Source organism: Arthrobacter sp. UYNi723 (genome assembly GCF_054057635.1).
The window spans coordinates 18,692-41,574 of the sequence record NZ_JBSRZM010000032.1; the positions used below are offsets into that span (position 1 = coordinate 18,692).

Annotated in this window: 22 protein-coding genes and 3 pseudogenes; 6 read left to right on the forward strand and 19 right to left on the reverse strand. The window is 64.1% G+C overall.

Features of this window, described 5'->3' with window-relative positions; genetic code table 11:
* Positions 1–140: 140 nt before the first annotated feature.
* From ACVWY0_RS19300 to ACVWY0_RS19335, 8 genes and pseudogenes are all read right to left on the reverse strand, one after another.
* A complete protein-coding gene (locus ACVWY0_RS19300) occupies positions 141–440 on the reverse strand; it encodes an integrase core domain-containing protein (protein WP_485838110.1) in 300 nt (99 codons plus the stop codon).
* Between the two features lie 168 nt (positions 441–608).
* Complete coding sequence (locus ACVWY0_RS19305; RefSeq protein WP_485838111.1) at positions 609–1,649, reverse strand: tyrosine-type recombinase/integrase; 1,041 nt, start codon at positions 1,647–1,649, stop codon at positions 609–611.
* Positions 1,646–2,605: a tyrosine-type recombinase/integrase gene (locus ACVWY0_RS19310; protein ID WP_485838112.1), complete on the reverse strand. Its 960-nt coding sequence runs from the start codon at positions 2,603–2,605 to the stop codon at positions 1,646–1,648. Before ACVWY0_RS19310 ends, ACVWY0_RS19305 begins: the two co-directional genes overlap by 4 nt.
* Positions 2,602–3,651: a tyrosine-type recombinase/integrase gene (locus ACVWY0_RS19315; RefSeq protein WP_485838113.1), complete on the reverse strand. Its 1,050-nt coding sequence runs from the start codon at positions 3,649–3,651 to the stop codon at positions 2,602–2,604. The genes ACVWY0_RS19310 and ACVWY0_RS19315 overlap by 4 nt, the downstream gene beginning before the upstream one ends.
* 30 nt (positions 3,652–3,681) lie before the next feature.
* The gene (locus ACVWY0_RS19320; RefSeq protein WP_485838114.1) at positions 3,682–3,822 is read right to left on the reverse strand and encodes a hypothetical protein; all 141 of its coding nucleotides are present in this window, start codon (positions 3,820–3,822) and stop codon (positions 3,682–3,684) included.
* An 85-nt stretch (positions 3,823–3,907) separates the two neighbouring features.
* Entirely contained in the window at positions 3,908–4,135 is a 228-nt protein-coding gene (locus ACVWY0_RS19325; RefSeq protein WP_485838115.1) for a DDE-type integrase/transposase/recombinase, read from the reverse strand.
* A 125-nt stretch (positions 4,136–4,260) separates the two neighbouring features.
* Positions 4,261–4,566 (reverse strand): annotated as a pseudogene (locus tag ACVWY0_RS19330) (IS3 family transposase); the annotation flags it as partial.
* A 20-nt stretch (positions 4,567–4,586) separates the two neighbouring features.
* On the reverse strand, positions 4,587–4,898 hold the full coding sequence (locus ACVWY0_RS19335; protein WP_485838116.1) for a transposase: 312 nt from the start codon (positions 4,896–4,898) through the stop codon (positions 4,587–4,589).
* Positions 4,899–4,955: 57 nt separating this feature from the next.
* Between ACVWY0_RS19335 and ACVWY0_RS19340 the strand changes: the two are divergent.
* Positions 4,956–5,180: pseudogene (locus ACVWY0_RS19340) on the forward strand (Gfo/Idh/MocA family protein); the annotation flags it as partial.
* Positions 5,181–5,195: 15 nt separating this feature from the next.
* Positions 5,196–5,819: a Gfo/Idh/MocA family protein gene (locus tag ACVWY0_RS19345; protein ID WP_485838130.1), complete on the forward strand. Its 624-nt coding sequence runs from the start codon at positions 5,196–5,198 to the stop codon at positions 5,817–5,819.
* Positions 5,820–5,910: 91 nt separating this feature from the next.
* Here the strand turns inward: ACVWY0_RS19345 and ACVWY0_RS19350 are convergent, their stop codons facing one another.
* The 8 genes from ACVWY0_RS19350 to ACVWY0_RS19385 all read right to left on the reverse strand — a co-directional run bounded on the left by ACVWY0_RS19350 (position 5,911) and on the right by ACVWY0_RS19385 (position 14,847).
* A complete protein-coding gene (locus ACVWY0_RS19350) occupies positions 5,911–6,936 on the reverse strand; it encodes an ATP-dependent 6-phosphofructokinase (protein WP_485838117.1) in 1,026 nt (341 codons plus the stop codon).
* A gap of 127 nt (positions 6,937–7,063) precedes the next feature.
* Positions 7,064–7,426, reverse strand: a complete 363-nt coding sequence (locus ACVWY0_RS19355) for a cupin domain-containing protein (protein WP_354156427.1) — start codon at positions 7,424–7,426, stop codon at positions 7,064–7,066.
* An 86-nt stretch (positions 7,427–7,512) separates the two neighbouring features.
* Positions 7,513–9,000, reverse strand: a complete 1,488-nt coding sequence (locus tag ACVWY0_RS19360) for a glyceraldehyde-3-phosphate dehydrogenase (protein WP_485838118.1) — start codon at positions 8,998–9,000, stop codon at positions 7,513–7,515.
* 91 nt (positions 9,001–9,091) lie between these two features.
* Complete coding sequence (gene hxlA, locus ACVWY0_RS19365) at positions 9,092–9,715, reverse strand: 3-hexulose-6-phosphate synthase (RefSeq protein WP_485838119.1); 624 nt, start codon at positions 9,713–9,715, stop codon at positions 9,092–9,094.
* A gap of 216 nt (positions 9,716–9,931) precedes the next feature.
* Positions 9,932–11,158: a glycosyltransferase 87 family protein gene (locus tag ACVWY0_RS19370; RefSeq protein WP_485838120.1), complete on the reverse strand. Its 1,227-nt coding sequence runs from the start codon at positions 11,156–11,158 to the stop codon at positions 9,932–9,934.
* A 61-nt stretch (positions 11,159–11,219) separates the two neighbouring features.
* Positions 11,220–12,545: a glycosyltransferase 87 family protein gene (locus tag ACVWY0_RS19375; RefSeq protein ID WP_485838131.1), complete on the reverse strand. Its 1,326-nt coding sequence runs from the start codon at positions 12,543–12,545 to the stop codon at positions 11,220–11,222.
* A gap of 158 nt (positions 12,546–12,703) precedes the next feature.
* Positions 12,704–13,813 (reverse strand): GTP pyrophosphokinase, encoded by a 1,110-nt coding sequence (locus ACVWY0_RS19380; RefSeq protein ID WP_485838121.1) that lies wholly within the window; start codon positions 13,811–13,813, stop codon positions 12,704–12,706.
* Positions 13,814–13,866: 53 nt separating this feature from the next.
* Positions 13,867–14,847, reverse strand: a complete 981-nt coding sequence (locus ACVWY0_RS19385; RefSeq protein ID WP_485838132.1) for a LacI family DNA-binding transcriptional regulator — start codon at positions 14,845–14,847, stop codon at positions 13,867–13,869.
* 205 nt (positions 14,848–15,052) lie between these two features.
* On the opposite strand from ACVWY0_RS19385, the gene uriH reads away from it, so the two are divergent.
* The 3 genes from uriH to ACVWY0_RS19400 are packed head-to-tail and all read left to right on the forward strand — an operon-like array spanning position 15,053 to position 18,489.
* Complete coding sequence (gene uriH, locus ACVWY0_RS19390) at positions 15,053–16,081, forward strand: uridine-preferring nucleoside hydrolase UriH (RefSeq protein ID WP_485838122.1); 1,029 nt, start codon at positions 15,053–15,055, stop codon at positions 16,079–16,081.
* Positions 16,082–17,509, forward strand: coding sequence for a uridine transporter UriT (gene uriT / locus ACVWY0_RS19395; RefSeq protein ID WP_485838123.1), 1,428 nt, complete (start codon positions 16,082–16,084; stop codon positions 17,507–17,509). It abuts the gene before it with no gap.
* Positions 17,506–18,489: a ribokinase gene (locus ACVWY0_RS19400; protein ID WP_485838124.1), complete on the forward strand. Its 984-nt coding sequence runs from the start codon at positions 17,506–17,508 to the stop codon at positions 18,487–18,489. Before uriT ends, ACVWY0_RS19400 begins: the two co-directional genes overlap by 4 nt.
* A gap of 10 nt (positions 18,490–18,499) precedes the next feature.
* Here the strand turns inward: ACVWY0_RS19400 and ACVWY0_RS19405 are convergent, their stop codons facing one another.
* Complete coding sequence (locus ACVWY0_RS19405) at positions 18,500–19,462, reverse strand: polysaccharide deacetylase family protein (RefSeq protein WP_485838125.1); 963 nt, start codon at positions 19,460–19,462, stop codon at positions 18,500–18,502.
* Positions 19,463–19,505: 43 nt separating this feature from the next.
* The gene (locus ACVWY0_RS19410; protein WP_485838126.1) at positions 19,506–21,032 is read right to left on the reverse strand and encodes a purine-cytosine permease family protein; all 1,527 of its coding nucleotides are present in this window, start codon (positions 21,030–21,032) and stop codon (positions 19,506–19,508) included.
* A gap of 107 nt (positions 21,033–21,139) precedes the next feature.
* Here ACVWY0_RS19410 and ACVWY0_RS19415 point away from each other — a divergent pair, with 107 nt between their 5' ends.
* Positions 21,140–22,684, forward strand: coding sequence for a helix-turn-helix domain-containing protein (locus ACVWY0_RS19415; protein ID WP_485838127.1), 1,545 nt, complete (start codon positions 21,140–21,142; stop codon positions 22,682–22,684).
* A 28-nt stretch (positions 22,685–22,712) separates the two neighbouring features.
* Here the strand turns inward: ACVWY0_RS19415 and ACVWY0_RS19420 are convergent.
* A pseudogene (locus ACVWY0_RS19420) lies at positions 22,713–22,883 on the reverse strand (formyltetrahydrofolate deformylase); the annotation flags it as partial.

Below are 22,883 nucleotides of genomic sequence, written 5' to 3' on the forward strand. Positions count from 1 at the left end.
TAAAAATCGCATCTACTGAAACCGGATGGCCCTGTCTGCGGAAGCTCGTTCCAACAGTACTGTTCTCAGTCAGAGTAGTGAGGTCGTAGGTATCGCGTCCCCCCGTACCGAGGAAAAGGCCAGGTGAACCGTCCCGGGAATCATGCCGCCTGTTTGTTGGCGGCGTCGTCGGGTAACGGGCCGGTTTGTAGATCATAATATGTTTGCTCATATTCCTCTGGTGTCTGGTGATCCAGGGCGGAATGCAGGCGTTCGTTGTTGTACCAGTGGACCCACTCGAAGACGATCTCCATCACGTCGGTTTCGGTCTTCAACGCCCCGCTGCGGAACGGTGATTCCTTTGCGACGGCCTCGTTCTTGAACAGCCCCATCACGGTCTCGGCGGCGGCGTTGTCATAGGCGTCACCGACGCTGCCAATGGACGGCTGCAGGCCCTCCAAGGCCAGTGTGTCGGTGTAACGGATGGAGGTGTACTGGCTTCCCGCATCGGAGTTAAGCCGAATTCGGCTTAACGTCGATTATGCCGAGGAATCGGTTAAGCCGAGGTTGGCGTGTTTGGCCTTTTGATTCGGGGATCTCGGGCCTGTTACTCGGCTTAACGTTATGTGCTATTTCAGGGTGTAGAGGAGTTGAAGTTCATCTTCACTGAGCGCCTCGGTGCTCATGTCGCTGATTGCCGGGGTGGCGGCATTCATTGCTTCGCGCATCATGTCGAGGGTGGCGAAGGCGTAGAACGCCGAGGTGGTGCTCATGTTTTCGTGGCCGAGCAGTTGCATGATGATCGGTAACGGTATGCCTTGCTTGTAGAGGTCCATGGCTTTGGTCTTTCGCAGCATATGGCAGTGGAGGTTCTCCGGGATCGAAGGGCACTGTTCGCGGTGGAGGTTCCCGGCTTTGGTGAGTACCGCGGCGACGGTGTCGCTGGAAAGGGCGGTTGCTTGGCCGCGGTGGTAGCTGTAGAAGAGGGGACGTGTCGCCGACCGGGTTGCCCGTTGCGGGTGGAACTCCTCGAGATAGACCTTCAGGTGTTCGACGGTTTTCTCTCCCAGGGGCACGACGCGGCTCTTGTCCCGTTTCCCCGTGAGGGTCAGGTGGGCCGGTTTTGCCAGTGCCAGGTCATCAATGGTTAGCGCGGTGATTTCGCCAACGCGCGCGCCACTGTCGTAGAGCAGGATAAGCAACATGCGGTTCCGGCGTGATTTCAGGTCCTTGCCGTCGTGGGCGGCGAGTATCGCTGTCGTCTCGTTTTCTTCAAGGTACTCGATGCGTTTGCGCGGTGTTGCCGGTGCCTTGATGTTCTTGGCCGCTTGGTAGACCGCAACCAGAGTGATCTCTTCCGCGGAGGCGAAACTCAGGAAGGCCCTGACGGCGCTCAGGCGTAGGCCGATGGTTGCCGGCTCGTATTTCTTGGTTTGCCGCATCCATACCAGCCAGTCCTTGAGGGCTTGCCGGTCGAAGTGATCAAAACCGATGTCTTGCCGGCGGACCTGCTTCTGAGTGACCAGGTACTGGACGTAGCTCTCCAGGCTGATCCGGTATGCCTCAATGCTGCAGGGCGCCAGGGCCCTGACCTTGGGCAGGAAGTCGTGCAGGTAGTTCCGGGCGTAACTCCAGAAATCTGGGGTCGGTTCGTGCTTTGTGCGTTTCATTCGAATCCCACCTCGGGAAATACGCCTTGACTGTCGTGGGTGAGGGCTGCGTAGCCGTCCATGAAGTCCGGTGATGTGTGGATGTAGTAGTACGTGCTGTCCAGCGATGCGTGCCCCATGTATCGGGCGAGGTAGGGCAGCATCGCGTTGACGTCGGTGCCTTCGGCCATCCATCGTTCGATGTTGGCGTAAGCAAAATGATGCCGGAAGGAGTAGGGGCGGGGCTGGCTGCCACCAACGGCTCGCGGCAGCCTGGCTTGGTCCCAGATTCGGTTGAACATGACCCCGATCGAGACCGGTGGGACCGGGGCTGCGGTCGAGGAGACGAAGAACCCCGGACGCTGTTGCCCGAATCTCTTGCGGGATATCTGGTCGCAGTCTGCGAGGATATCGACGATCTGGCTGGTGATTGGCAGGCGTCGGCTTCTGTTGCCCTTGGACCACAGCACATCGATTTCCCCTTTGTCGAGGTCAACATCCCGGGGTTGCAGCCTGCGGGTTTCGCAGGTCCGAAGCCCGCACGAGTGCATCAGCGCAAAAAAGGCGACGGACTGCCATTTCCATGGCGAGGTGGTCTCCAACTCGGCAGCAGATTGGAAGAACCGAGAGATTTCTTCGCGGCTCAACAAGTAGGGCTGGGAGCGGCGGAATCCGCTCTTCCAGGACCCGGTGAGCACATACGCTTCCGGGTTGTCGTGGGTGCGCATCCAGCGGCCAAAATCCCTGATGTATGACATCCAAGACGGTGGAGAGCCCGGCTGGGAGGACTTCTTGAAGGTGACCCAGCCTTCGACGGCTTGCTGGTCAAAAGAGGTCACCCCGTGTTCCGTGCAGTACGCATCGAAGCTGCGCAGGTACCAGATGCGTGAGGTTCCGTAGCAGCCCATGCTCTGCTTGAAGGCGAGATACCGTGTCAGTTCCCGTGCGAACACGCTGGTGAACTCATACGTGCTCATCGTCCTGACCCCTCCACGGGACTTGACCCCGACAGGGGCAGGACGCATCCACGCAGTCGTTCCGTGTCAGCGTTCAGGTACACGTTGGTCGAGTCGCTATGGACATGGCCCAGGATCGCCGAGATCGTCGGCAACGCGGTGCCCGCCTGCAGCAACTTGGACGCCGCGTTGTAGCGAAGGGCACGTGATCCAACCTTCACATCCTCCACTCCGGAGGCACGAAAGACCTTGTTGATGATCACGTAAATCGTCGCGTGGTCAGCCAATGCAACATGCGGGGCCTTCAGCCGCAAAAAGACTTCCGGCTCTACGGATACCGGCCGCTCGTCAAGCACGTAGCGGGCAAGTTTCGCGAGAACGAGTGAAGGTAGCGGTAGGGTCAGCGGGTTGCCGGTCTTTTGCTGCACGAGCCCGATCGTGCCGCCGCGCCAGTCGATGTCCGCCAGCCGCAGGCTGCGGATATCGCACGCACGAAGGCCTGTGATCAGCGACAGCAGGACAATCGCCGCGTCCCGTGCTGACACCATTCCCTGCTGGCAGGCGTCAACAACGCTCCGTTCAACCTCGGAATCAAGCAGGGGAACAATCTCGTGGAGCCGCCTGGTCCGGGTCAGCGCCAGCGCATCGAGCAGGTCCGTTCGGGAGGTGTATTTCAGGAACGGGCGGAAACTGGCCACGGCCGACCACATGCTCGAGTCAGCCCACCGGTCACGAAGGGACTGAACAAATCCCAGGACACTGGACCCTGTAGCAGCATTCCACGAGGAAATCCCGCCCGCCTCCAGGAAATTCAGATACTCGCAGGCCAGTCCACCGAAACAGTTTTGTGTTGAACGCGCGAGGCCACGCTGCGCCATGTCCTGGGACCAGGAAGCCAGCAGCCCGGAGAATTCAGGATTGTTGGGTGCTGCCCTGTGCTGACCGCGGGGTCGTGTGGAGAGGTCCACCGTGCCGGTGAGCACGAACGAGTCGAACAACCACACCAGCCGGCTGTAATCAATATGGCGCTGGGCGCTGTAGCGCCCGGTGCGCGGGCTGGTCGTCATGGAGGCGAATTCCGCACCCAACCCGCTTGTTTAGATGCCATCCTGTTTCTCGGCCAGAACACCCAGCCACTTGATGGACTTGCGAATCTGGCCAATCGTGGAGTGCATGTAGCCAGCGTCTTCCAACGCTGCCACAACGGCATCTCCGATAGCCGTAACTGTCGTATCCACTGCCTTGTCCTTCCATTTAGGAGCATGGAAACAAGACAGGCTAAACACGAATATTAAGCCGAGGAACAGGCCCGAGATCCCCGAATCAAAAGGCCAAACACGCCAACCTCGGCTTAACCGATTCCTCGGCATAATCTGAGTGGTGAATCAGTCCCGCCGGTGCCGGTCGGCCGGTGTGTTCGCGCCGCCACAGGGCCATCCGCAGGCAGTGTTCGACGAACGCGGTGTCCTTGACGGTTGAGGTTTCCCACCCGACGATCGCCCGGGAGTACAGGTCGATGACCAGGGCGACGTAGACGAATCCGGAGTACACAGGGACGTACGTGAAATCAGTGACCCAGATCCGTTCGGGGCCGGGGCGGTGAAGTCCCTGTTCAGCAAGTCCCTTGCGCGGCGGCCGTCCTTGCCGGGGATGGTGGTGCGGGTCTTACGGCCTCTGATGAGGCCGTTCATGCCCTCTTCGCGCATGAGCCGGTCCACGGTGTGTTTGGAGGCTTCGGGGAAGCCGTTACGCCGCAGCCACTGCGTCATTTTCCGCCGCCCGTAGATGATCTCTGGCCGGGGGCGGCCCTTCGCATCGGGGACTTTCAGGCTACGGAGCGCGTCGGTGATGCGTGCGTCTTCGATGGTGCGCAGGGCTGGCAGGCGTTTCTTCCACGCCCGGTAGGTTCGTGCGGCGACCTGCACGCCCTGCTCCCGCAGGACGGCACAGATCGACTCGACCGCATAACCTTCAGCGCGCATTTCGTCGATGAATCGGCAGATCAGCGGCGGCGAGGGTCGAGCTCCCTCGCGAAGAAAATCGAGGCCTGTTTGAGGATCTCGTTGGACTCTTTCAAGTCCCTCACCTCAGCGCGGAGCCGCTTGATTTCCTCCAGCTCGTCACTGCTCGGTCCGGTCTTCTCACCGGCGTCGACCTGGGCCTGGACAACCCAGCGGCGCAGCGATTCAGGGCCGACCCCGAGCTTCGGCGCCAGTGCCTTGCACGCAGCATAAACAGACGGATATTCGGACAATCGATCCATGGTCATGCGCACTGCACGGTCACGGATTTCGGGCGGGAACTGCTTGGGCATAGTCACTATCTTTCTCACAGAAGATAGCGGCATCAAACCCGGGACGATTCAAGGGAGTACGCCGATAAGCACGGCGTGCCCCAGGCGTTTGGTTCGTATGAGGCGCTGCTCGGTTCCCCGGACATTGACGCTGTCTATATTGCCCTGCCGAACGCGCTGCACCTCGAGTGGATTCTTAAAGCCTTGGACGCGGGCAAGCACGTCCTCTGTGAGAAGCCTTTGGCGATGAGCGCCGCCGAGTGCGGGGAGATTGCGCGCAAGGCCGACGAGACCGGGCTCAAAGTCTTAGAAGGCTTTATGTACCGTTTCCACCCGCGTTTCGAAAAGCTGCAGGAGTTGCTTGCAGCCAGTGCGGTGGGCACATTGACCTTTGCCCACGTTGCACACTCCTTCGATGCGGGCGGGGACGACAACATCCGCTGGTATGCGGGGCTCGGCGGCGGCGCACTTTTCGATGCTGGGTGCTACTGCGTCAACATGAGCCGGATGGTCACGGGGCAGGAGCCGGCTCATGTCGCCGCCTTTGGCAACTATCGCGACGCCAACGACGACGGTCGAATCGACACCAGCGTTGCGGGTATGCTCCGCTTTGCCGGCGGCCAAACAGCGCTTTTTGATACGGGAGTGAACCTCGAGCGCCGCAACTTCTTGGAAATCACGGGCACCGGGGGCCGGCTCTACCTCGACAATCCTTTCGGGCTCCTGGAGGAGGATTCGGTCCTGGAGGAGCATCACTTCGGGCAGGACACGATTTATCACAAGACCAAGGGCGAAAACCACTTCGTCCGGATGGGCGAACACTTCGCCGACAGCGTCCTCAACGGAACCCCGCTCCGCTACGACCTCACGGACGCGGCAAACAACGCCCGGGTGTTGGAAGCTCTCGACCAGGCAGCGAGGAAGCAAGAAGGTAGCGTCTGAGCGGGGCCCCGTTCAGACGCCGGCAGGATCTCCGCGGTCAGCGAACCGATTTCCTCGGCCCGCTGGCCGCCGTGCGACCAGCCTGGGCAGCTCAGCCGAACAGGACTGCGGCTTCGTCGTAGCGGTTCTGCGGCACAGTCTTTAGCTGGCCCAGGGCTTCCTTGAAGCTCACCTGCTCGATGTCCGTGCCCTTCAGGGCAACCATGGTGCCCCAGAAGCCTTCCACCACAGAGTCGACGGCTGCCATGCCCAGTCGCGTGGCCAGGACTCGATCGAAGGCTGACGGCACGCCGCCGCGCTGGATATGGCCCAGAATGGTGGCACGCGTTTCGATGCCGGTCCGGGCTTCCAGTTCCGGGGCCAGCTGGTCCGCGATCCCACCGAGCCGGGGCCGCCCAAAGTTGTCCAGGCCACGCTCGGAGTGCGGGGATTCCATATGGTCCGGGACAAACCCTTCGGCAACCACCACCAGTGGTGCGCGGCCCCGAGCGTGGGCTTCCTTCACCCACTGGGCAATCTGCTCGACGCTGACCTTCTGCTCCGGAATGAGAATGGCATGGGCGCCTGCCGCCATGCCGGCGTGCAGGGCGATCCAGCCCACGTGACGGCCCATCACCTCCACGATCATGCACCGGTGGTGCGATTCGCCGGTAGTGCGCAGCCGGTCGAGGGCCTCGGTGGCGATCTGCACTGCGGTGTCGAAACCGAAGGTGTAGTCCGTGGCGTCAAGGTCGTTGTCCACGGTCTTCGGGACGCCCACAATCTTCAACCCGGCGTCGGTAAGGCGCTTCGCCGCAGCCAGGGTTCCCTCACCGCCGATGGCGATGATGGCGTCGATGCCCAATCGCTTCATGTGCGCCTTGATGACCTCGGGCCCGCCGCCGTTCTCAAACGGGTTGGTGCGGGAGGTGCCAAGGATGGTTCCGCCCTGCTTCGCGATGCCCCGGACCAAAGTGCGGGGAATATCGATGATGTCGCCCTCAACCACACCGCGCCAGCCGTCCAGGAAACCCACGAATTCGTGACCGTGGATGGTAATGCCCTTCAAGACGGCGCCGCGGATAACGGCGTTTAAGCCGGGGCAGTCGCCACCGCTGGTGAGGATTCCAATTTTCATGTTTCGGCTCAAATCATAGGAGAAGGTTTACAGCAGGGCACCTGAATGCCTTTTGATGGTGCGGCACGTGCCAAAATCTGTCAGGCCCGGGGGTACCCCCGGGCCTGACGCGGCACAGCTAATGCGGTTAGGACGTGAAGATCACAAAGAACTTCCTGATCCGTTCCTGGATCTCCCACGTCCCCTGCCAACCGATCGGGAAGATGGCGGCTGTTCCGGCCTCCAGGGTGATCGGTTCAGCGCCGTCCTCGGTGACCACCATGCGGCCTTCAAGGACATGAATCGCCTCACCGCGCTCAAGGAACTCCCACCGGGAGAGGCCTGGCTCGGCTTCCCAGACTCCGGAGAGGATGCGGGAGTCGTCGCTGGTAAAGGGAATGGCAATTCGCGTTGGTATCTCGTCGCCGAGTACCTCGGCCAACGGCGCGCCGAGCAGGGATTCGTCGAGTTCCCCTGCGAAGAGCTCGCTGGGCTGGAAGGTGATGCTCATGTTGATGTACCTTTCTGTTGCTGCCCGCCGGTAGCGTCTCCGGCCGGCTGGTGGTGGCCGCGGCTCGAGATAAGCGGCGGTTGAATTTAGGCCAGTGCGGCAAGCACCGACATGGCTTCCTCAACGACATCCGTAGCGGGGAAGGAGGGGCGCTTCATGCCCGCCATCTCTTCCATGACGCGGACGACCTGGCAGCTGTAACCGAACTCGTTGTCGTACCAGACATAGAGGACGAGGTTCTTGCCGTTGGCGATGGTGGCCAGGCCGTCCACGACGCCGGTGCGGCGAGAGCCGACGAAGTCCGTGGAAACGACCTCAGGAGAATCGACGTAATCGATCTGCCTGCGCAGGTCCGAGCGCAGTGACATTTCCCGCAGGAAGTTGTTGACCGCGTCCTTGGTGGTGCCGTTTTCCAGGCTCAGGTTCAGGATGGCCAGCGAAACGTCGGGGGTGGGGACCCTGATGGAGCTGCCGGTGAGCTTGCCCTGGAGTTCGGGGAGGGCCTTCGCTACTGCGGTGGCGGCACCGGTTTCGGTGATGACCATGTTCAGCGCGGCGGAGCGGCCGCGGCGGTCGCCGTTGTGGAAGTTGTCGATCAGGTTCTGGTCGTTGGTGAAGGAGTGGACGGTTTCCACGTGGCCGTGGATCACGCCGAACTTGTCGTTGATGGCCTTCAGGACCGGGGCGATGGCGTTGGTGGTGCAGGACGCTGCCGAGACGATCCGGTCAGAATCCTCGATGCTGCCGTGGTTGATCCCGTGCACGATGTTCTTGACCGGGCCCTTGCCCGGAGCAGTCAGGAGTACCCGGGCAACGCCCTTGCTCTGCAGGTGCTGGGACAGGCCTTCGGCATCACGCCAGCGGCCGGTGTTGTCCACCACCAGGGCGTTGTGGATGCCGTAGGCGGTGTAGTCGATCGTGGCAGGATTATCCGAGTAGATGACCTGGATCTGGACACCGTTCGCGGTGATGGTGTTGGCGTCCTCGTCCACGCGGATGGTGCCTCGGAAGGGGCCGTGGACCGAGTCGCGGCGCAGGAGGCTGGCGCGCTTGGTGAGGTCGTTATCGGAGCCGCGGCGAACCACGACGGCGCGCAGGCGCAGGCCTTGGCCGCCACCGGCCTTTTCGATGAGCAGGCGCGCCAGCAGGCGGCCGATCCGGCCAAAACCGTACAGCACGACGTCGGTGCTGGTCCGGTCATCGCCACCGCGCTTGCCCACTACATCGGCAAGCTCGGCACGGAGGTACTCTTCAAGGGTGGCGCCGTCGCCTTCTGCCTTGAACTTTTGGCTCAGGAGGGCGATATCGATCGCGGCCGAGCCGGGCTCCAGCCGCAGCAAGGTCTCCAGCAGCGGGGCGGTCTCTTCCGGACGCAATTCGTCCTTACTGATCCGGCGCGCGAACCGGTGCGCCTTGAGGATGTCCATGGTGGACTTGTTGACCAGGGTCCGGCCATGAATGCTGGTGACCACGTTGTTTTCGCGGTACAGCCGGCCAATCACCGGAATCATGGCCTCGGCGAGTGCCTCCTGGCCCATCCACGTATCAAGGCAAGAATCTTTAGTTTGTAGCATCGGGCTGCCTTTCCAATGGGGGTCGGGTCTGGATGAGCTTCAGCTCCTGAGATGGTCCAGGAGACCCGCCGGTCTTTCCGAGGGGTGGTGGTTAGTTGATGGCGGCGCGGAGTTGCTTGGCTGCCAGTGCGGGGTCGGCTGCGCCGTAGATGGCGCCGCCGGCGACGGCGACATCGGCGCCGGCCTTCTGGACGTCTGCGATGGTGGCCAGCTTCACGCCGCCTGCGACGGAGAACGGAACGCGGGCTTCTGCGCCGGCGCGGAGCAGGCCGTTCAGGTCGAAGCCGGGCTTTGCCTGCTCGTCCAGACCGGCGTGCATCTCAACGAACTTCGCACCCAGGGCGCGGACTTCCTTGGCACGGGTGACCTTGTCTGCGATGCCGATGAGGTCAACGACAACGCCCTTGTTGTGGGCCTTGGCAGCCTTGACGGCGCCGGCGATGGTGGAGTCGTCGGCGGCACCAAGCACGGTGACCAGGTCAGCGCCGGCCTTGAAGGCGATGTCGGCTTCGAGTTCGCCGGCGTCCATGGTCTTCAGGTCAGCGAAGACGACCTTGTCCGGGTGGGCGTTCTTGATCGCGGTGACGACGGAGAGGCCTTCGGCCTTGATCAGCGGCGTACCGAGCTCGATGATGTCAACGAATTCGGCGACCTGGCCGGCAAGTTCGAGGGCGGCTTCGGTGGTCAGGAGGTCGATAGCAACTTGGAGCTTCATGGTGTTGTTTCTTTCTGCCGTGAACTACAGGTGGGTGTGGACAGCTAGTCCTGACATCCATCGTCCAGTCTTTTGCAGGCAGGCGAAACGCCAATTCGGGATGGTTCAAACTACCTTTTTGGGTAGGCTCCTCCGGCCCCCCGGGGGAAGGTATGGTTCTGTTTTGTGGCACGGGAAACGGCGGTGTTGCCCCGAAACTCGACGGGGAGTGTCACCTCAGGCGGCCCGCGCCTGCGGGGCCGCCTGAGATTTGCGGCCAAGCTCCGCGGTCCTCTTCACCGACCACCACAGCAGCACCACCAGGAGAACATTGCGTGTTGTCAGGATGGCAGCCATGACCGGGTGGGCGTGGATGAGCGGTGTGTAGAACAGCGGGTAGATCACAAACGTGGTCATCGCGATTCCCATCATCAGCGCAGCAGGTACCTTCCACCGCTCCCAGTCGTGCGTGAGGCCCGCGATGATCACCGGCGCCAGCCAGATGATGAACTGTGGCGAACCCACCTTGTTGAACACGATGAACGCGGTGGTCATCATCAACGCGCCCTCGAGGAAGAGCTCCTCCCGCTCGGCGCCGCGGTTCAGTGCCCGGACCAGCAGGACGGCCGCCACCATGGCGGCGAGGATCAGCAGCGGCTGCATCAGGAACGCGGCCACGTCGGCGCCGGGGCCGTAGACCTCGGTGGAGTTGATGGCCGTGTTGTCCGCCATCTTGGACCCGGCAATGTTGAAGACACTGAGCCACACCCACGGCGTGGAAAACGTGGCCTCAAGCTGCATGCCACGCTCGCCCTGGTTGGTCAGGAAGTCCATGATGTGCGTCAGGCCGCCGGACAGGAACGTGCCCAGGCCCACGACGGCGGTGACCGCCACCCCGGAGGCCAGCACCTGGATCCGCTTACGGCTGGCAATAACGATCGGCACCAGTACCGCTGCCGGCCACACCTTGAGCCAGGTGGCGATGCTCAGCAGGATCCCCGCCACCACGGGGCGTTCGGCCGCGTACAGCAGGGCAATCAGCACGATGGGGGCCGTGATGCCCTCCACCCGGGCGAAGCTGAGGTAACCCATAAAGACGGTGAAAAACAGCCACCACCAGGCCGGGGCGATGCCCTTCACCTTCCGCGGTCCGCGGGTCAGGAAAGCAAGCCCGACGGCGTTGAGGGCTGTGATGATCAGAAACCAGCACAGGAGGTACAGGCTGGGTCCGGCAATATTCGCGAGGAAGATCGGGATCTGCGCCAGCACCGGGTACACCCAGGGGCTGATCTTGCCGTCAAGACTGTCCGGGTTGTAGCCGTCCGTGGCCCACTGACGGTACTGCTCGGTGTCGCTGAACGTATCGCCGTTGAGGAAGAACGACGCCATCCAGCCCAGGAAATACAGGTGGATGACTGCAAAGCCCCACCAGACGCTGGAAGGACGGGCAAACCAGTCCACCACTCGCGCGGGCAGGACGGTGCTGCGGACGCTGACCAGCCGGTCGAAGAACTTCGTGGAAATCTCAGGACTCCTTGAGCGCGGGGACGGACGCGGACGTCTTCTTACCCAACGAGTACAGGCGCCGGACCGACCACAGGAACAGGACAACCAGGAGGACGTTGCGGATGGTCAGCACGCCGGCCATGACTGGGTTGTTGTGGCTGAGGGCATCGTAGAAGAGCGGGTAGATGAAGAACGTTGCCACCGCGATGGCGATGAGCATGGCCGCAGGGACCCGCCACTCACGCCAGCTGTGCGCCAGGCCCACCGCCACGGCCGGGGCCAGCCACACCATGAACTGGGGCGAGCCCACCTTGTTGAACACCACAAAGGCGGTGGCCAGGGTGAGTGCTCCGGCCAGCAGCAGCTCGGTGCGGTCCACGCCGCCGTCGGCCTTGCCGGTGCCGTTGAGCTTGCCGTTGTGCAGCGCCCAGAAGGTCAGGCCGGCCACGAGCAGCGCGGCAAGGATGAGGAGCGGCTGCATCAGTACTGACATCACCGCGGTGCCGGGGCCGTCCACCTGCATGGAGTTGATATCGGTGTTCATGTACATCCGGGAATCGCCGATGTTCAACACGGACAGCCACAGCCACGGGGTGGTGAACGTCGCCTCAAGCTGCATGCCCCTGTCACCCTGCTGGGTGAGGAAGTTCAGTAGCTTGGGCCCGCTGCCAATCGCGGCGGCGAGTGCCACCACCACCGCTGACGTGGCCACGCCGGCAAGTACCACCAGCAGGCGGTTCTTGACGACGGCGAAGAGGGCCAGCATCACTGCTGCCGGCCAGACCTTCACCCAGGTGGCCGTGGCGAGCAGTATCGAGGCGATGAACGGCTGGCCCGCGCCGTAGGCCAGGGCCACCAGGACGATCGGTGCTGTGAGGCCGTCCACGCGTGCGAAGCCGAGCCAGCCCATCAGCAGCGTGAAGATCAGCCACCACCAGCCCGCGGGGATGGCGTTCTGGTTGCGGCCGCGGTCAGTGAGCTTGGCCAGGCCCCAGCCGTTGAGGATGGTGGTCATCAGCACCCAGAGGAAGAAGAACGGTCCGGGACCGGCAAGGCCTGCCAGCGCCATGGGGATCAGCGCGAGGATGGGGTACACCCACGGGCTGGGGCCGCCGCTGAGGTTCGCTTCGTCGAAACCCGCCCGGGCCCAGTCGCGGTAAATGAAGGTGTCACTGAAGGCTTCGCCGCGCAGGGACAGCAGCGCAGCGAAGATCAGGAAGCCCAGGTGCACCAGGATGAAGCCGGCGAGGAGCCCCCGCGGCATGTTCAGCCAGGACCGTGCGGCCGCAGGCAGGACGACATTGCGGATCCGTGTGAGCGTGGCGAAGAATGCGTCCGTGGAAATGGCGGAATCCTTGTCAGAGAGGGGCAAAAACAGGTGCCGGATCTTGCCGCTGGGCTGGAACCGGGAGCATCGGAGGTCCGCTTACAACAGCCTCCACCTTGAGTCAAGGGTAGTTGAATGTCACGGGTGCCCAATAATCCTGCGGCTCCGCGATTGACCTACTCGGACTTGGTCTGGCGGTAGCGCTCGATCTGCTTGAGCCGCCGCAGGAGGCTGTCGCGCCGTGGGTGCGGGACGGCGTCGGGCGCTTCTGCGGTGAGGTCGATGTGCTTGGTGCCGTACTGCCAGAGCAGGAGGTCATCCAGCAGGCGGTCGGGGCCGGGGGAGTAGCGGTGGTCCAGCGCCTTGCGGACCTCCGTGATCCGCTGGGCGCTGAGCAGGCCGGCCAGCTGGACGGTCTGGTTGAGGCCGTGGGCGGCCATGAGCTCGGCGGCCCAGCCCCAATCGTCATCCACTTTGCGGTCCACGTGCGGCAGCAGCGTGCGCCAGACGTCCCGGATCCGGTTGGGCGTGAGCTGCGCGGCGCCCTCGCCGTCGAGGTCCCAGTAGCTGCGGACTTCCTCATAGCGTTCGTGCAGGTCCGCGAAGGCACTCTCTACGGTTTCCAGCATGGCGGCGGTGGCGGTGAACTGGCGGTCGAAATGCGGCGTCCAGGCGCGGGGGTCCTCTGCCTTGAAACGGATGTCGTGCTCGATCTCGCTCCACGCGTGGGCGAAGACGGTGCGGATCTGGCATTCAAAAAAATAGCTGCCGTTGGCCGGAATGTCCGGGTTGAAGGCCTGCTGGTAATCCTTGACGGCCTCGTTCTGGATAGTGCGCAGGATGAGGTGGCGGCTGGAGTAGCCGTACGTGCCGGACTCGATGGAGCCGATGTCCTTCTCGCGGTCGCCGCGGCAGTCGAACACCTGGCGCTGGCGCTTGATGATGTTGGCCACCAAGGCATTCTCCGCGGGCAGCTTGGTGATAACGCGCACGCCCACCATGTCATTGAGGGTGCGGAACGGGTCCGGGAACTTCAGCACCGGGGGGCCGCCGGGTTCCAGCGGTTCCTCAATCCGGGAAATCTTCTCCCGGAACGATTCCACCGACTTGGTGCGCCCGGTGACAAACAGCGGCGTGACCTCGGTGTCCTTCAGCATGTCGCGCAGGATGTGGAGGACGTCCTTGGTGACCAGCTTCAGGGCAGGGCGGACGCGCTCGTAGATCTCCACGTTTTCCTGCACGGATTCACGCAGGCTGATGTCCAGGCTGTCCCAGTTACTCGGCATGCTCCCAGCTTACGGCGGGGGTGTGACAGCGGGCTGTCATGCCCGGCTCGGTGTCATGCCGATGTGGAGTTCCGAACCACCAGGGAGCTCTCCAGCGTCAGCTGCGGCTGCTCCAGCCGGCGGCCCTCCATAAGCCGGCGCAGCTGCCCGCCTGCCTTCAGTCCCAGGGAGGATGCCGGCAGGTGGACGCTGGTCAGGCTGGGATTGCTGGTCGCGGAGTACGGCAGATCATCGAAGCCGGCGATGGCCAGCTGGCCCGGGATTTGCAGGCCTGCCACCCGGGCTTCCTGCAGCACGCCGTAGGCGTGGGTGTCCGTGCAGCAGACGACGGCGGTCACCCCGGACTGCTGCCACGCCGGCCAGGCGGCGGCGAACGCCGCGGCGGACGCCCCGACGTCGATGGTGGTCCGGATGATGTGGTCGGGCCCCACCGTAATTCCGTGGGCCGCTGCCTCGTCCAGGAAGGCTTCGCGGCGGATGGCGAACGTTGCCGTGCCGGTGACGCTGTCCACGTAGGCCACCCTGCGGTGGCCAGACCCGGCCAGGTGCGCGGCCAGCTGGCGCGCGCCGTGCGCAACGTCCAGATTAACGGACGGGGCGTAGGCCTCCAGCCCCGGAGCATCGAGCAGGACCACGGGCCCGGCGGCGGAAAGTTCTTCCAGGAATTCGGCGTTGGGGGCACCCACCAGCAGCCCGGCTGGCCGGAGCGCCATCAGCTTCCGGACATCGCCGGCCTGCGGAAATTTACCCGCGTCGGTGACGGACAGCAGCAGCTGGTAATCGGCCCCGAGTGACTCCCGGACCCCTGCGATCACCTTGGCGAAAAACGGGTTGGAAATGTCCGGAGACACGAGGATGACGATGGAGCTGACACCTTTGGCCAGCGAGCTGCCGATGCCGTCCACCACGTACCCGAGCTCGGAAATGGCGTCCCGCACCCTGGCGATATTGTCCTCAGAAACGCGGCCAGCAGTCTTGCCGTTGGCCACCAACGAAACCGTCGCCGTCGAGACGCCGGCGCGGGCCGCCACCATGGCCGCCGTGATGCGCGCCGTGCGTCCAGGGTGCTGCACCTGCTCGACGGATTCCATACCTCCGATCGTAGTAGGCGGGGGACGCAAAACCGCACACCACGTCGTCAAGCGCTTGACGTGCGCCAACGTTAAGCGCTTGACGCGCGGCCCGGACGGGTGCCATGATCACACTGAATACTTTCGGCCACTGCCTCGGCAGGCCCCAATGACGTGGAGATTTAACGTGGAATCCAAACCGATAAAACCCGCCCGCAAGAAGATCATTCTTGACTGTGACCCTGGGCATGACGACGCCGTGGCTATCCTGCTTGCGCACGGCAACCCTGACATTGAGCTTCTGGCAGTCACCACCGTCGTGGGCAACCAGACGCTCGAAAAGGTCACCCGGAACGCGCTCGCAGTCGGGACCATCGCCGGTATCACCGGGGTGCCTTTTGCCGCCGGTTGCGGCCGGCCCCTGGTCCGCACCATCGAAACCGCGCCGTCCATCCACGGCGAGACGGGCATGGACGGCCCCGCGCAGCCCGAGTCCACCATCGAACTGGACCCGCGCCACGCAGTCGACCTCATCATTGAGACCGTGATGGCCCACGAAGCCGGCACGGTCACGCTTGTTCCCACCGGCGGCCTCACCAACATCGCGCTGGCAGCCCGCAAGGAACCGCGCATTGTGGAACGCGTCAAGGAAGTCGTCCTGATGGGCGGCGGCTACCACGTGGGCAACTGGAGCGCCGTGGCCGAATTCAACATCATCATCGACCCCGAGGCCGCCCACATCGTGTTCAACGAGAAGTGGCCGGTGGTGATGGTGGGCCTGGACCTCACTCACCAGGCCCTGGCCACCCCGGACGTCGTCGAGAAGATCGCCGCCGTGGGCACCGGACCCGCCAAGTTCGTGATGGAACTGATGGAGTTCTTCACCCAGACCTATAAGGACGCCCAGGGCTTTGACTTCCCGCCCGTCCACGATCCGTGCGCCGTGGCCTACGTGATCGATCCCAGCATCGTCACCACCCGCAAGGTTCCGGTGGACATCGAGCTCCAGGGCACGCTGACCCTTGGCATGACCGTGGCCGACTTCCGGGCCCCCGCGCCGGACGACTGCACCACGTCTGTGGCCGTTGACCTGGACCACGCCCGTTTCTGGGACCTCGTCACAGATGCCCTGGTGCGCATCGGCGAACCGGCCGTTCTTGAAGCTGCCGGCCGTGCAGCAGCCACGGGAGGCAAGTAGATGAGTGCCACCCTCACCGAGGCAAAGACCAGCCGGGGCAACGTCACCGCCCTGATGGTCGCCCTGCTGGCCGCGTGCGTCGCCTTCCAGCTCAACGCCTCCATGCTCAGCCCTGCACTGGTCACCATGGGCAAGGAACTGAACACCGATCAGGCCGTGATCGGCCTCTCCCAGACCTGGTTCTTCACCGCAGCCGCCCTGTTCTCCCTCTTCCTGCCCCGCCTGAGCGACATCATCGGCCGCAAGAAGATCCTGATCGGCATGATGATCCTGATGGCCGTCGGATCCGTCATTGCGGCCATGGCCCCGGACGTCACCTGGCTCTTTGTGGGCCGCATCATCCAGGGCGTCAGTGGCCCCACCGTGCCGTTGTGCCTGATCATGCTGCGCTCCGCAGTCAGCAACCCGCGCAAATACGGGACGCTTATGGGCCTCATCACCGCGGTCAACGGCGGCGTGGCCGGCGTGGACTCGTTTGTGGGCGGCTACTTCGCCGAGCACTTCGGGTTCCGCAGCATCTTCTGGCTCATGGTGGTCCTGGCCGTCGTCGCCACCGCCCTGATCGCCTTCCTCGCCGGGGAAAGCAAGCCCGCCGCCGGCACCTCCATGGACTGGCTGGGCGTGTTCTTCATCGTCGTCGCCGTGGGTGCGTTGCTCACCGCCCTCAACGAGGGCTCCAAGCTGGTGGGCGCCTTCGCCTCCGGCACCCTCCTGCTGGCCATCGGGCTGGTGGTGGTTGCCGCCGTCGCGTTCTACTGCTTCTGGACCGTGGAAAAGCGGGCCAAACAGCCCATGGTGGAAACCGTCCACCTGCGGCAGCGCTCCACCTGGGCACCGCTGCTGACCACCACGCTGACCATGACCGGCATCTTCGCCGTCATCAACGGGATCGTGCCGGCGTATGTGCAGGCCGCGGACCCGGGATTCGGCATCGGCCCGACCGAAATGTCGCTCATCATCCTCACCACGTACGCCCTGCTCGGCTGGCTGGTGGGTCCCCTCAGCGGCAGGCTCGCGCCCATTCTCGGCTACACCAAGGTGCTGCGCCTCGGCATGCTGGGCAGCATCGCCGCCCTGGCCATCATCGCGTTCTTCGGCCTCAGCAGCCTGCCCATGATGATCGCCGGAACCGTCTTGCTGGGCATCATGTACGCCGGTACGGTCAACATCATGCTGAACGGACTCGGAGTTGTCCTCTCACCCGCCGGAAACCCGGGGTTCCTTCCCGGCATGAACGCGGGCGCCTTCAACCTGGGCGCCGGCCTGAGCTTCCTGGTGCTGCCTGCCGTGCTGGTGGCCGCCTCGGCCCTCGGCGACGCCCAGGCGTCCTACCTTTCCGTGGTTGTGACGGGCCTGGTCATCACGGTGGCCGCGTTCGCCGCGTCGCTCCTCATCCCCAAGCCCGTCGAGGCCGAGGTGACCGAATGAACTCCGCAACAGCCGGCTCCCAAGGCAGGATCGTCGTCGTCGGTTCCCTGAACGCGGACCTGACCATTTATTGCGAGCGGCTGCCGTTGCCCGGTGAGACGGTGCACGGTAACGGATTCGCCGTGAACCCGGGTGGCAAGAGCGCCAACCAGGCCGTCGCAGCCAGCCTGCTGGGCGGTGCCGTCAGCCTTGTGGGCGCCGTCGGTGTGGACGCCAATGGCGACATGCTCCTCTCCTCTGCTGCCGGCGCCGGGGTGGACATCTCCGGTGTGCGGACCTCAACAACTGAGGCCACCGGCGTCGCCGTCATCGCCGTGGACGCCAACGGCGAGAACAACATCATCATCTCGGCTGGCGCCAACGGCACCCTCTCGACGGCGGACGTCGCCGCCGCGGCGGAACTTTTCGACGGCGCCGCGGTGGTCTGTCTCTGCCTGGAGGTCAGCTTTGACACGGTGGAGGCCGCCGCCCGGGCAGGGCACGACGCCGGCGCCACAGTTCTGCTGAACCTCTCGCCTTACGCGGAGATCCCGCAGCAGCTGGCGGACCTGACCGACGTCCTGCTGGTCAACGCCCATGAGGTGTCGCTGTTCCTTGGCTCCGCCGCGATTCCCGGCAGTGACGCGGATGCCAGCGACTGGGAAACGGTCAGGCTGCGCTTCGCCGAGCGGGGACTCCAGCGCGTCCTGGTCACGCTGGGGGCCCACGGTTCAATGGTGCTGGATTCGCTGGCGCCTTCCGGGCAACAGCTGGTCCGGGTGGCGCCTATCAAGGTCAAGGCCGTGGATACCACCGGCGCGGGCGACGCCTTCACGGGTGCCGTGGCAGCCCGCCTGGCAGCCGGCGCGCCGCTGGCTGACGCCGCCGCCTTCGCCTCGGTTGCCGCCGCGCTGGCCACCACCCGCAAGGGAACGCAGGCCGCCTATCCCGAGGTGGCGGACGTGGCGCGCGTGGTCGCTTCGGATGGACACCCTCTGTGACCGACTGACGTCAACGAGGAACCGCGGAAAACGCCGACGGCGACAGGTGAACGGCGGCCGCGGTGAACCTGGCTCCGGTGTCCGGGAAGGACTGGACCTCGATCCGGGCGTGGCTGTGGACCTCCTCGACCGTCCTGCGGGTGTGCTCGGCGATCTCCTCCATGGTGGTCACCCACATGCCGTCCATTGATTTCACGCGGTCAATCAGCTGTTCCAGGGCCACTGCCTTGGACGGCCGACCCGAAATGAACGGGTGGTTGGTCAAGACAAAGCAACTGCCTTGGGCATGGTGTGCCTCCGCCTCCAGGGTCCACATTTCCAGGACCTTGGCCGGGCTTTCGATGACTCCGCTGCCGGTGACGCCAGGATAGAACGCGTACTGTTCCCAGTCGTCAAGGGTCCAGTCGACCGGGATCTCCACGATGTCCCGGTTGTCGCCGGGGGCGACGCTGACGCGGTAGGGTGCGTCGCCGTCGAGCAGGCTCGAATCATAGAGGAAGCCGCGGTCCGCCAGGAGCGCCGGGGAATGCCAATTCAGTTCCCACCACGGCGCCCGGTAACCTACCGGCTCCACGCCGACCTTGGCGAGAGCTTCCAGCCCGCGGTCGATGTACCGTGCCTCGGTCCCGGCGTCGATCCCCTGCATGGGTTCGTGCAGGTAACCGTGGTGGGCCACCTCGTGCCCGGCGTCCACGATGCGCCGGACCGTGTCCGGGTAACAGTCTGCCGTGAAGCCGGGAACGAAGAAGGTGGCCCGGATGTCCTGCCGCTGGAGAATTTGCAGCAGGCGCGGCACCGCCACTTTGGGCCCGTAGGACTGGTGGGTCATCAGGGACATCCGGCGCGTGCTCTTCGGATCGTGGGCGATGGTGCAGGACTCGGCGTCGACGTCGAACGTGAACGAAGCTGCTGCCCGCTTACCCTCAGGCCAGGTGATGGGATGGGAGGAATCCGCGAATGCTTCAAAGCTCATGTCTTGTTTCCTAGAGTTTCAGGTCCGGCAGGGTGTCGGTGTTTCAGCGTCCGGCGGGAGCGCTGGGCTCTGTGGCGAAGCCCAGGTCGGCAGTCGCCTGCCGCACAGTGTCAGCCGGCAGCGCGGAGTCAAGGTACCTGCGGTGGTACCTCGGGCCGAGGATTGCGTAGCAGCCTGCGCTCGCCAGGCCGCCTGCGAGCCAGGAGAGGTCCAAGCCGCCCATGGCCACTGCAATGGGGCCCTGCATCGCCGGTACGAGTCCGTACATGAACAGCCAGGTGGCGAAGATGCCGACCAGAAGGGAGGTGACGCCTGCCCAGTTGACACCTGGGAGTCGCTTGGTTCCGACGGCGTCGAACAGCCTGTCCGGGTTGCCCGGCCAACGCTTCTCAAGCCAGAAGTAGTGAACCAGCATGACTCCGCCCCAGGCAGCTACCCAGGCGACGAGCCCGATGAGCCACGCATCCAGGACGGTGGCGAAGTCTTCCTGGAAGATGAAGAATACGACCGCGGCGAGGGAGAAAACACCGACGAACAGGTTGAGCTTGCGGCGGCTGATAGTGATGTCCAGCGACTGGGTTGCGACCGAGAAGGTGTAGATGTTCAGGATGTTGGTGGCGATGGGCCCGTGCAGCACCATCAGCAGCACCGGCAGTGCGAGGACGCCGAAGTTCTGGACGATGAGCTTACCGGGGTCGATTTCACCGCTGTTGGTGGCGAGGCTGGCGCCGAGGATTCCCAGCCACACGACGGGGATGAACTGGCCCAGGACTGATGCCAGGTAGACCTTCCGCTTGGGGACTTCGGTGCTCACAAACCGGGAGTAGTCAGCGGCATAGGTAAACCAGGTGATGCCCCAGCCGATGCCGATGGCTGTCATCACGGCGCTCATGGCGGCGATGCGCTCGGATCCTTCCAAAATCTGACCGGCCGGGCCGGCGTAGCCCCAGTCGATTTTCATGCCGAACCAGGCCACCGCGGACATCACGGCCAGGATGATGATGGTGGGCGGGACCGTCCACTTTTCGAATGCCGCGATGGCTTTGTAACCGAACCAGGCGATGGCTACCTGTGCGGCCATGATGCCGGTGGCCACGCCGATCTTCCAGGCGTAGTTGTGGGCGGTGGCATCAACCCAGCCGAGCGTGCCGAAGAGGGCCATGACCAGGTCCAGGATGATCCACGTGTTGACCGCGCACCAGCCGATCACCAGGAGCGCCTGGATGGAGGCAGGAAGGTAGTTGCCGCGGCGGCCGAAGGCGGCGCGGGCCAGGACCATGCCGGTGGCGCCGGTCTTCTGGCCAAGCAGCACGAAGCAGCCGAATAAGAGCATGCCGATCAGGTTCCCCAAAACCAGGACGGTGACTGTGTCGGCAAAGCCGAGGCCGAGGTGGATGCCGAGCGCACCGAGCACCCAGTTGATCGGCGCAAGATTTGCGCCAGCCCAGATCCAGAACTGACCGGAGACTTTGTGCGTGCGCTGGGACTCGGGGATGGGCTGAAGCCAGGCTTCGCAATCTTCAGAAGCAGATTGCGGTCCGGCTCCTGCGGTTGAGGTGGGCTGCTGCATTGGGGCCTCCGTTGAGGGGATGGGAATTCCTCAAGGTTATGTGGGCCAGACCACATAATCCATATACAATGTGTCGTGAAGTTCATCAGAAAACGCGACGGAGTGTCATGTCTATACGCCTGCAGGATGTTTTGAAACACTCCACCCTCACCCCCGCGGATCCCGTAATCCGGGCAGCGGCGGCCATCGCGGCCCAGACGCAGCTGCGCTGGATTCACTCCAGTGAGGTCTTGGACATTGCGCCGCTGCTTGGCGGCGGTGAACTGTTGCTCACCGGCGGCCAGGCCCTCGTCTCCGCAACGGATGAACGGCGTGTCGGCTACATCTGGGAGCTGGCGGAACGTGGCGTGGCTGCGCTGGCCATCGAGACGGGTACTGTGCTGCCGTCGATTCCGTCCTCGATGGTGGCGGCAGCTGAAGCCGCCGGTCTTCCCTTGATAGAGCTTCGAAAAGTGGTGCCCTTTGTCGGCGTCATGGAAGCCATCAACTCGCTGCTTGTGAGCGAGTCAGCTGCCCACCTGCAGCAGGCTGACCGGGCCAGCCATGCCATGGCGGTGGAGCTTGCCCATGGCGGCAGTCTTGACCGGATCCTGGCAGTCCTGGCGGACGCTACCGGCGCGGAAGTTGTCTTGACGTCCACCTCTGGCGCCCCGCTGGCCAGTGCACTGCCGGCAGGCCATGCGGAGGAGCCGGAACCCACAGCGTCCATCGAGCCCGCGCCGGATCGGGCACGAATCATCCAGGTTGACGTGTCCGTGCGTGGCATCCCTTCGGCCCGCCTCACCCTTCACGCCCTTGCCGGGGCGGATGTGAACCTGACGAGGATCGCCGGGAACCGCTCGGTGGACATTCTGGCGTTGGCCCTGCTGCAGCGCATGCCCCCTGGCCTGAAGGAGATGGCGGGTGCGGCGCTGATCCGCGCCGTCGATTCAGGAACGCAAAACTGGCGGCTCCAGCAGCTCGCCCCGGCTGCCGGGATCCCGTTGTCCGCGCAACTGGTGGCCGTGGTGGTTCGGTCCCCTGGCTCAAGGCAGCCCAGGATGGCTGTGGAGCAACTGCTGGAGCGGGTGGTGCATTACGGCGCAAGCTACGCGGACAACGCAGAACTCTTGGCGCTGGCCGTCCTCCGCCCGGCCAGGACGCAGGAAGACCGGGACGCAATTGTGGCCGGACTGCAGTCGCTTGCATTGCCGGAGGGAACTGTCAGCGCCGTCGGACCGGTGGCCCATGGAATTTCCGCCGCGCCATGGTCCTTAACGGAAGCCCGGCTGACCCTTGACCTCGGGGCGGGCGCGGGACCGCTCAGGGCCGGGTCGGGACGGTCCGGAGTGGTCCTCGACGCCGAGACCTTCGCGGTGGAGCGGCTTGCTTTCCATTCCTTGGATGATACCCAGCGCACGGAATTTGTCGGCCAGCAGCTCGGTGCCATCCTCGTCCACGATTCCCAACGAAACTCCGCGCTGGTCGAGACGCTGCGGGTCTGGCTGGATTCTGGCTGCAACACGGCGCAAGCTGCGCGTGAGCTGCACCTAGAGCGGCAGTCGATGCATCAGCGACTGCAGCGGATCTTCTCCCTCTGCGGCGGAGACCCCCGCGGAACGGGCAGGCTCGCTGCGCTGCACCTGGCCACCCGGCTCGCCGCGTCGGGGTGAGGCAGGAGACGGGGGAGAGCGGGGAACGTCAGCCGAGCACCACCGTCCTGTTGCCCTGCAGGATCACGCGGCCTTCGCAGTGCCAGCGCACGGCGTTGCTGAGTGCCTTGCATTCGGTGTCGCGTCCGGCGGCCACCAGGTCCTCGGGGCCGTAGGTGTGGTCCACTTCCACCGTCTGCTGGGAAATGATCGGACCCTC

Bases quoted from the DNA above. Each gene is read 5' to 3' on its own strand.
- ACVWY0_RS19345 (WP_485838130.1), top strand. From the start codon at position 5,196: ATGTACCGTTTCCACCCGCGTTTCGAAAAGCTGCAGGAGTTGCTTGCA.
- ACVWY0_RS19360 (WP_485838118.1), bottom strand. From the start codon at position 9,000: ATGCTACAAACTAAAGATTCTTGCCTTGATACGTGGATGGGCCAGGAG.
- hxlA (WP_485838119.1), bottom strand. From the start codon at position 9,715: ATGAAGCTCCAAGTTGCTATCGACCTCCTGACCACCGAAGCCGCCCTC.
- ACVWY0_RS19310 (WP_485838112.1), bottom strand. From the start codon at position 2,605: ATGAGCACGTATGAGTTCACCAGCGTGTTCGCACGGGAACTGACACGG.
- uriH (WP_485838122.1), top strand. From the start codon at position 15,053: ATGACGTGGAGATTTAACGTGGAATCCAAACCGATAAAACCCGCCCGC.
- ACVWY0_RS19400 (WP_485838124.1), top strand. From the start codon at position 17,506: ATGAACTCCGCAACAGCCGGCTCCCAAGGCAGGATCGTCGTCGTCGGT.
- ACVWY0_RS19410 (WP_485838126.1), bottom strand. From the start codon at position 21,032: ATGCAGCAGCCCACCTCAACCGCAGGAGCCGGACCGCAATCTGCTTCT.
- ACVWY0_RS19405 (WP_485838125.1), bottom strand. From the start codon at position 19,462: ATGAGCTTTGAAGCATTCGCGGATTCCTCCCATCCCATCACCTGGCCT.
- ACVWY0_RS19350 (WP_485838117.1), bottom strand. From the start codon at position 6,936: ATGAAAATTGGAATCCTCACCAGCGGTGGCGACTGCCCCGGCTTAAAC.
- ACVWY0_RS19335 (WP_485838116.1), bottom strand. From the start codon at position 4,898: ATGCCCAAGCAGTTCCCGCCCGAAATCCGTGACCGTGCAGTGCGCATG.
- ACVWY0_RS19380 (WP_485838121.1), bottom strand. From the start codon at position 13,813: ATGCCGAGTAACTGGGACAGCCTGGACATCAGCCTGCGTGAATCCGTG.
- uriT (WP_485838123.1), top strand. From the start codon at position 16,082: ATGAGTGCCACCCTCACCGAGGCAAAGACCAGCCGGGGCAACGTCACC.
- ACVWY0_RS19415 (WP_485838127.1), top strand. From the start codon at position 21,140: ATGTCTATACGCCTGCAGGATGTTTTGAAACACTCCACCCTCACCCCC.
- ACVWY0_RS19315 (WP_485838113.1), bottom strand. From the start codon at position 3,651: ATGACGACCAGCCCGCGCACCGGGCGCTACAGCGCCCAGCGCCATATT.
- ACVWY0_RS19385 (WP_485838132.1), bottom strand. From the start codon at position 14,847: ATGGTGGCGGCCCGCGCCGGCGTCTCGACGGCGACGGTTTCGTTGGTG.
- ACVWY0_RS19305 (WP_485838111.1), bottom strand. From the start codon at position 1,649: ATGAAACGCACAAAGCACGAACCGACCCCAGATTTCTGGAGTTACGCC.
- ACVWY0_RS19355 (WP_354156427.1), bottom strand. From the start codon at position 7,426: ATGAGCATCACCTTCCAGCCCAGCGAGCTCTTCGCAGGGGAACTCGAC.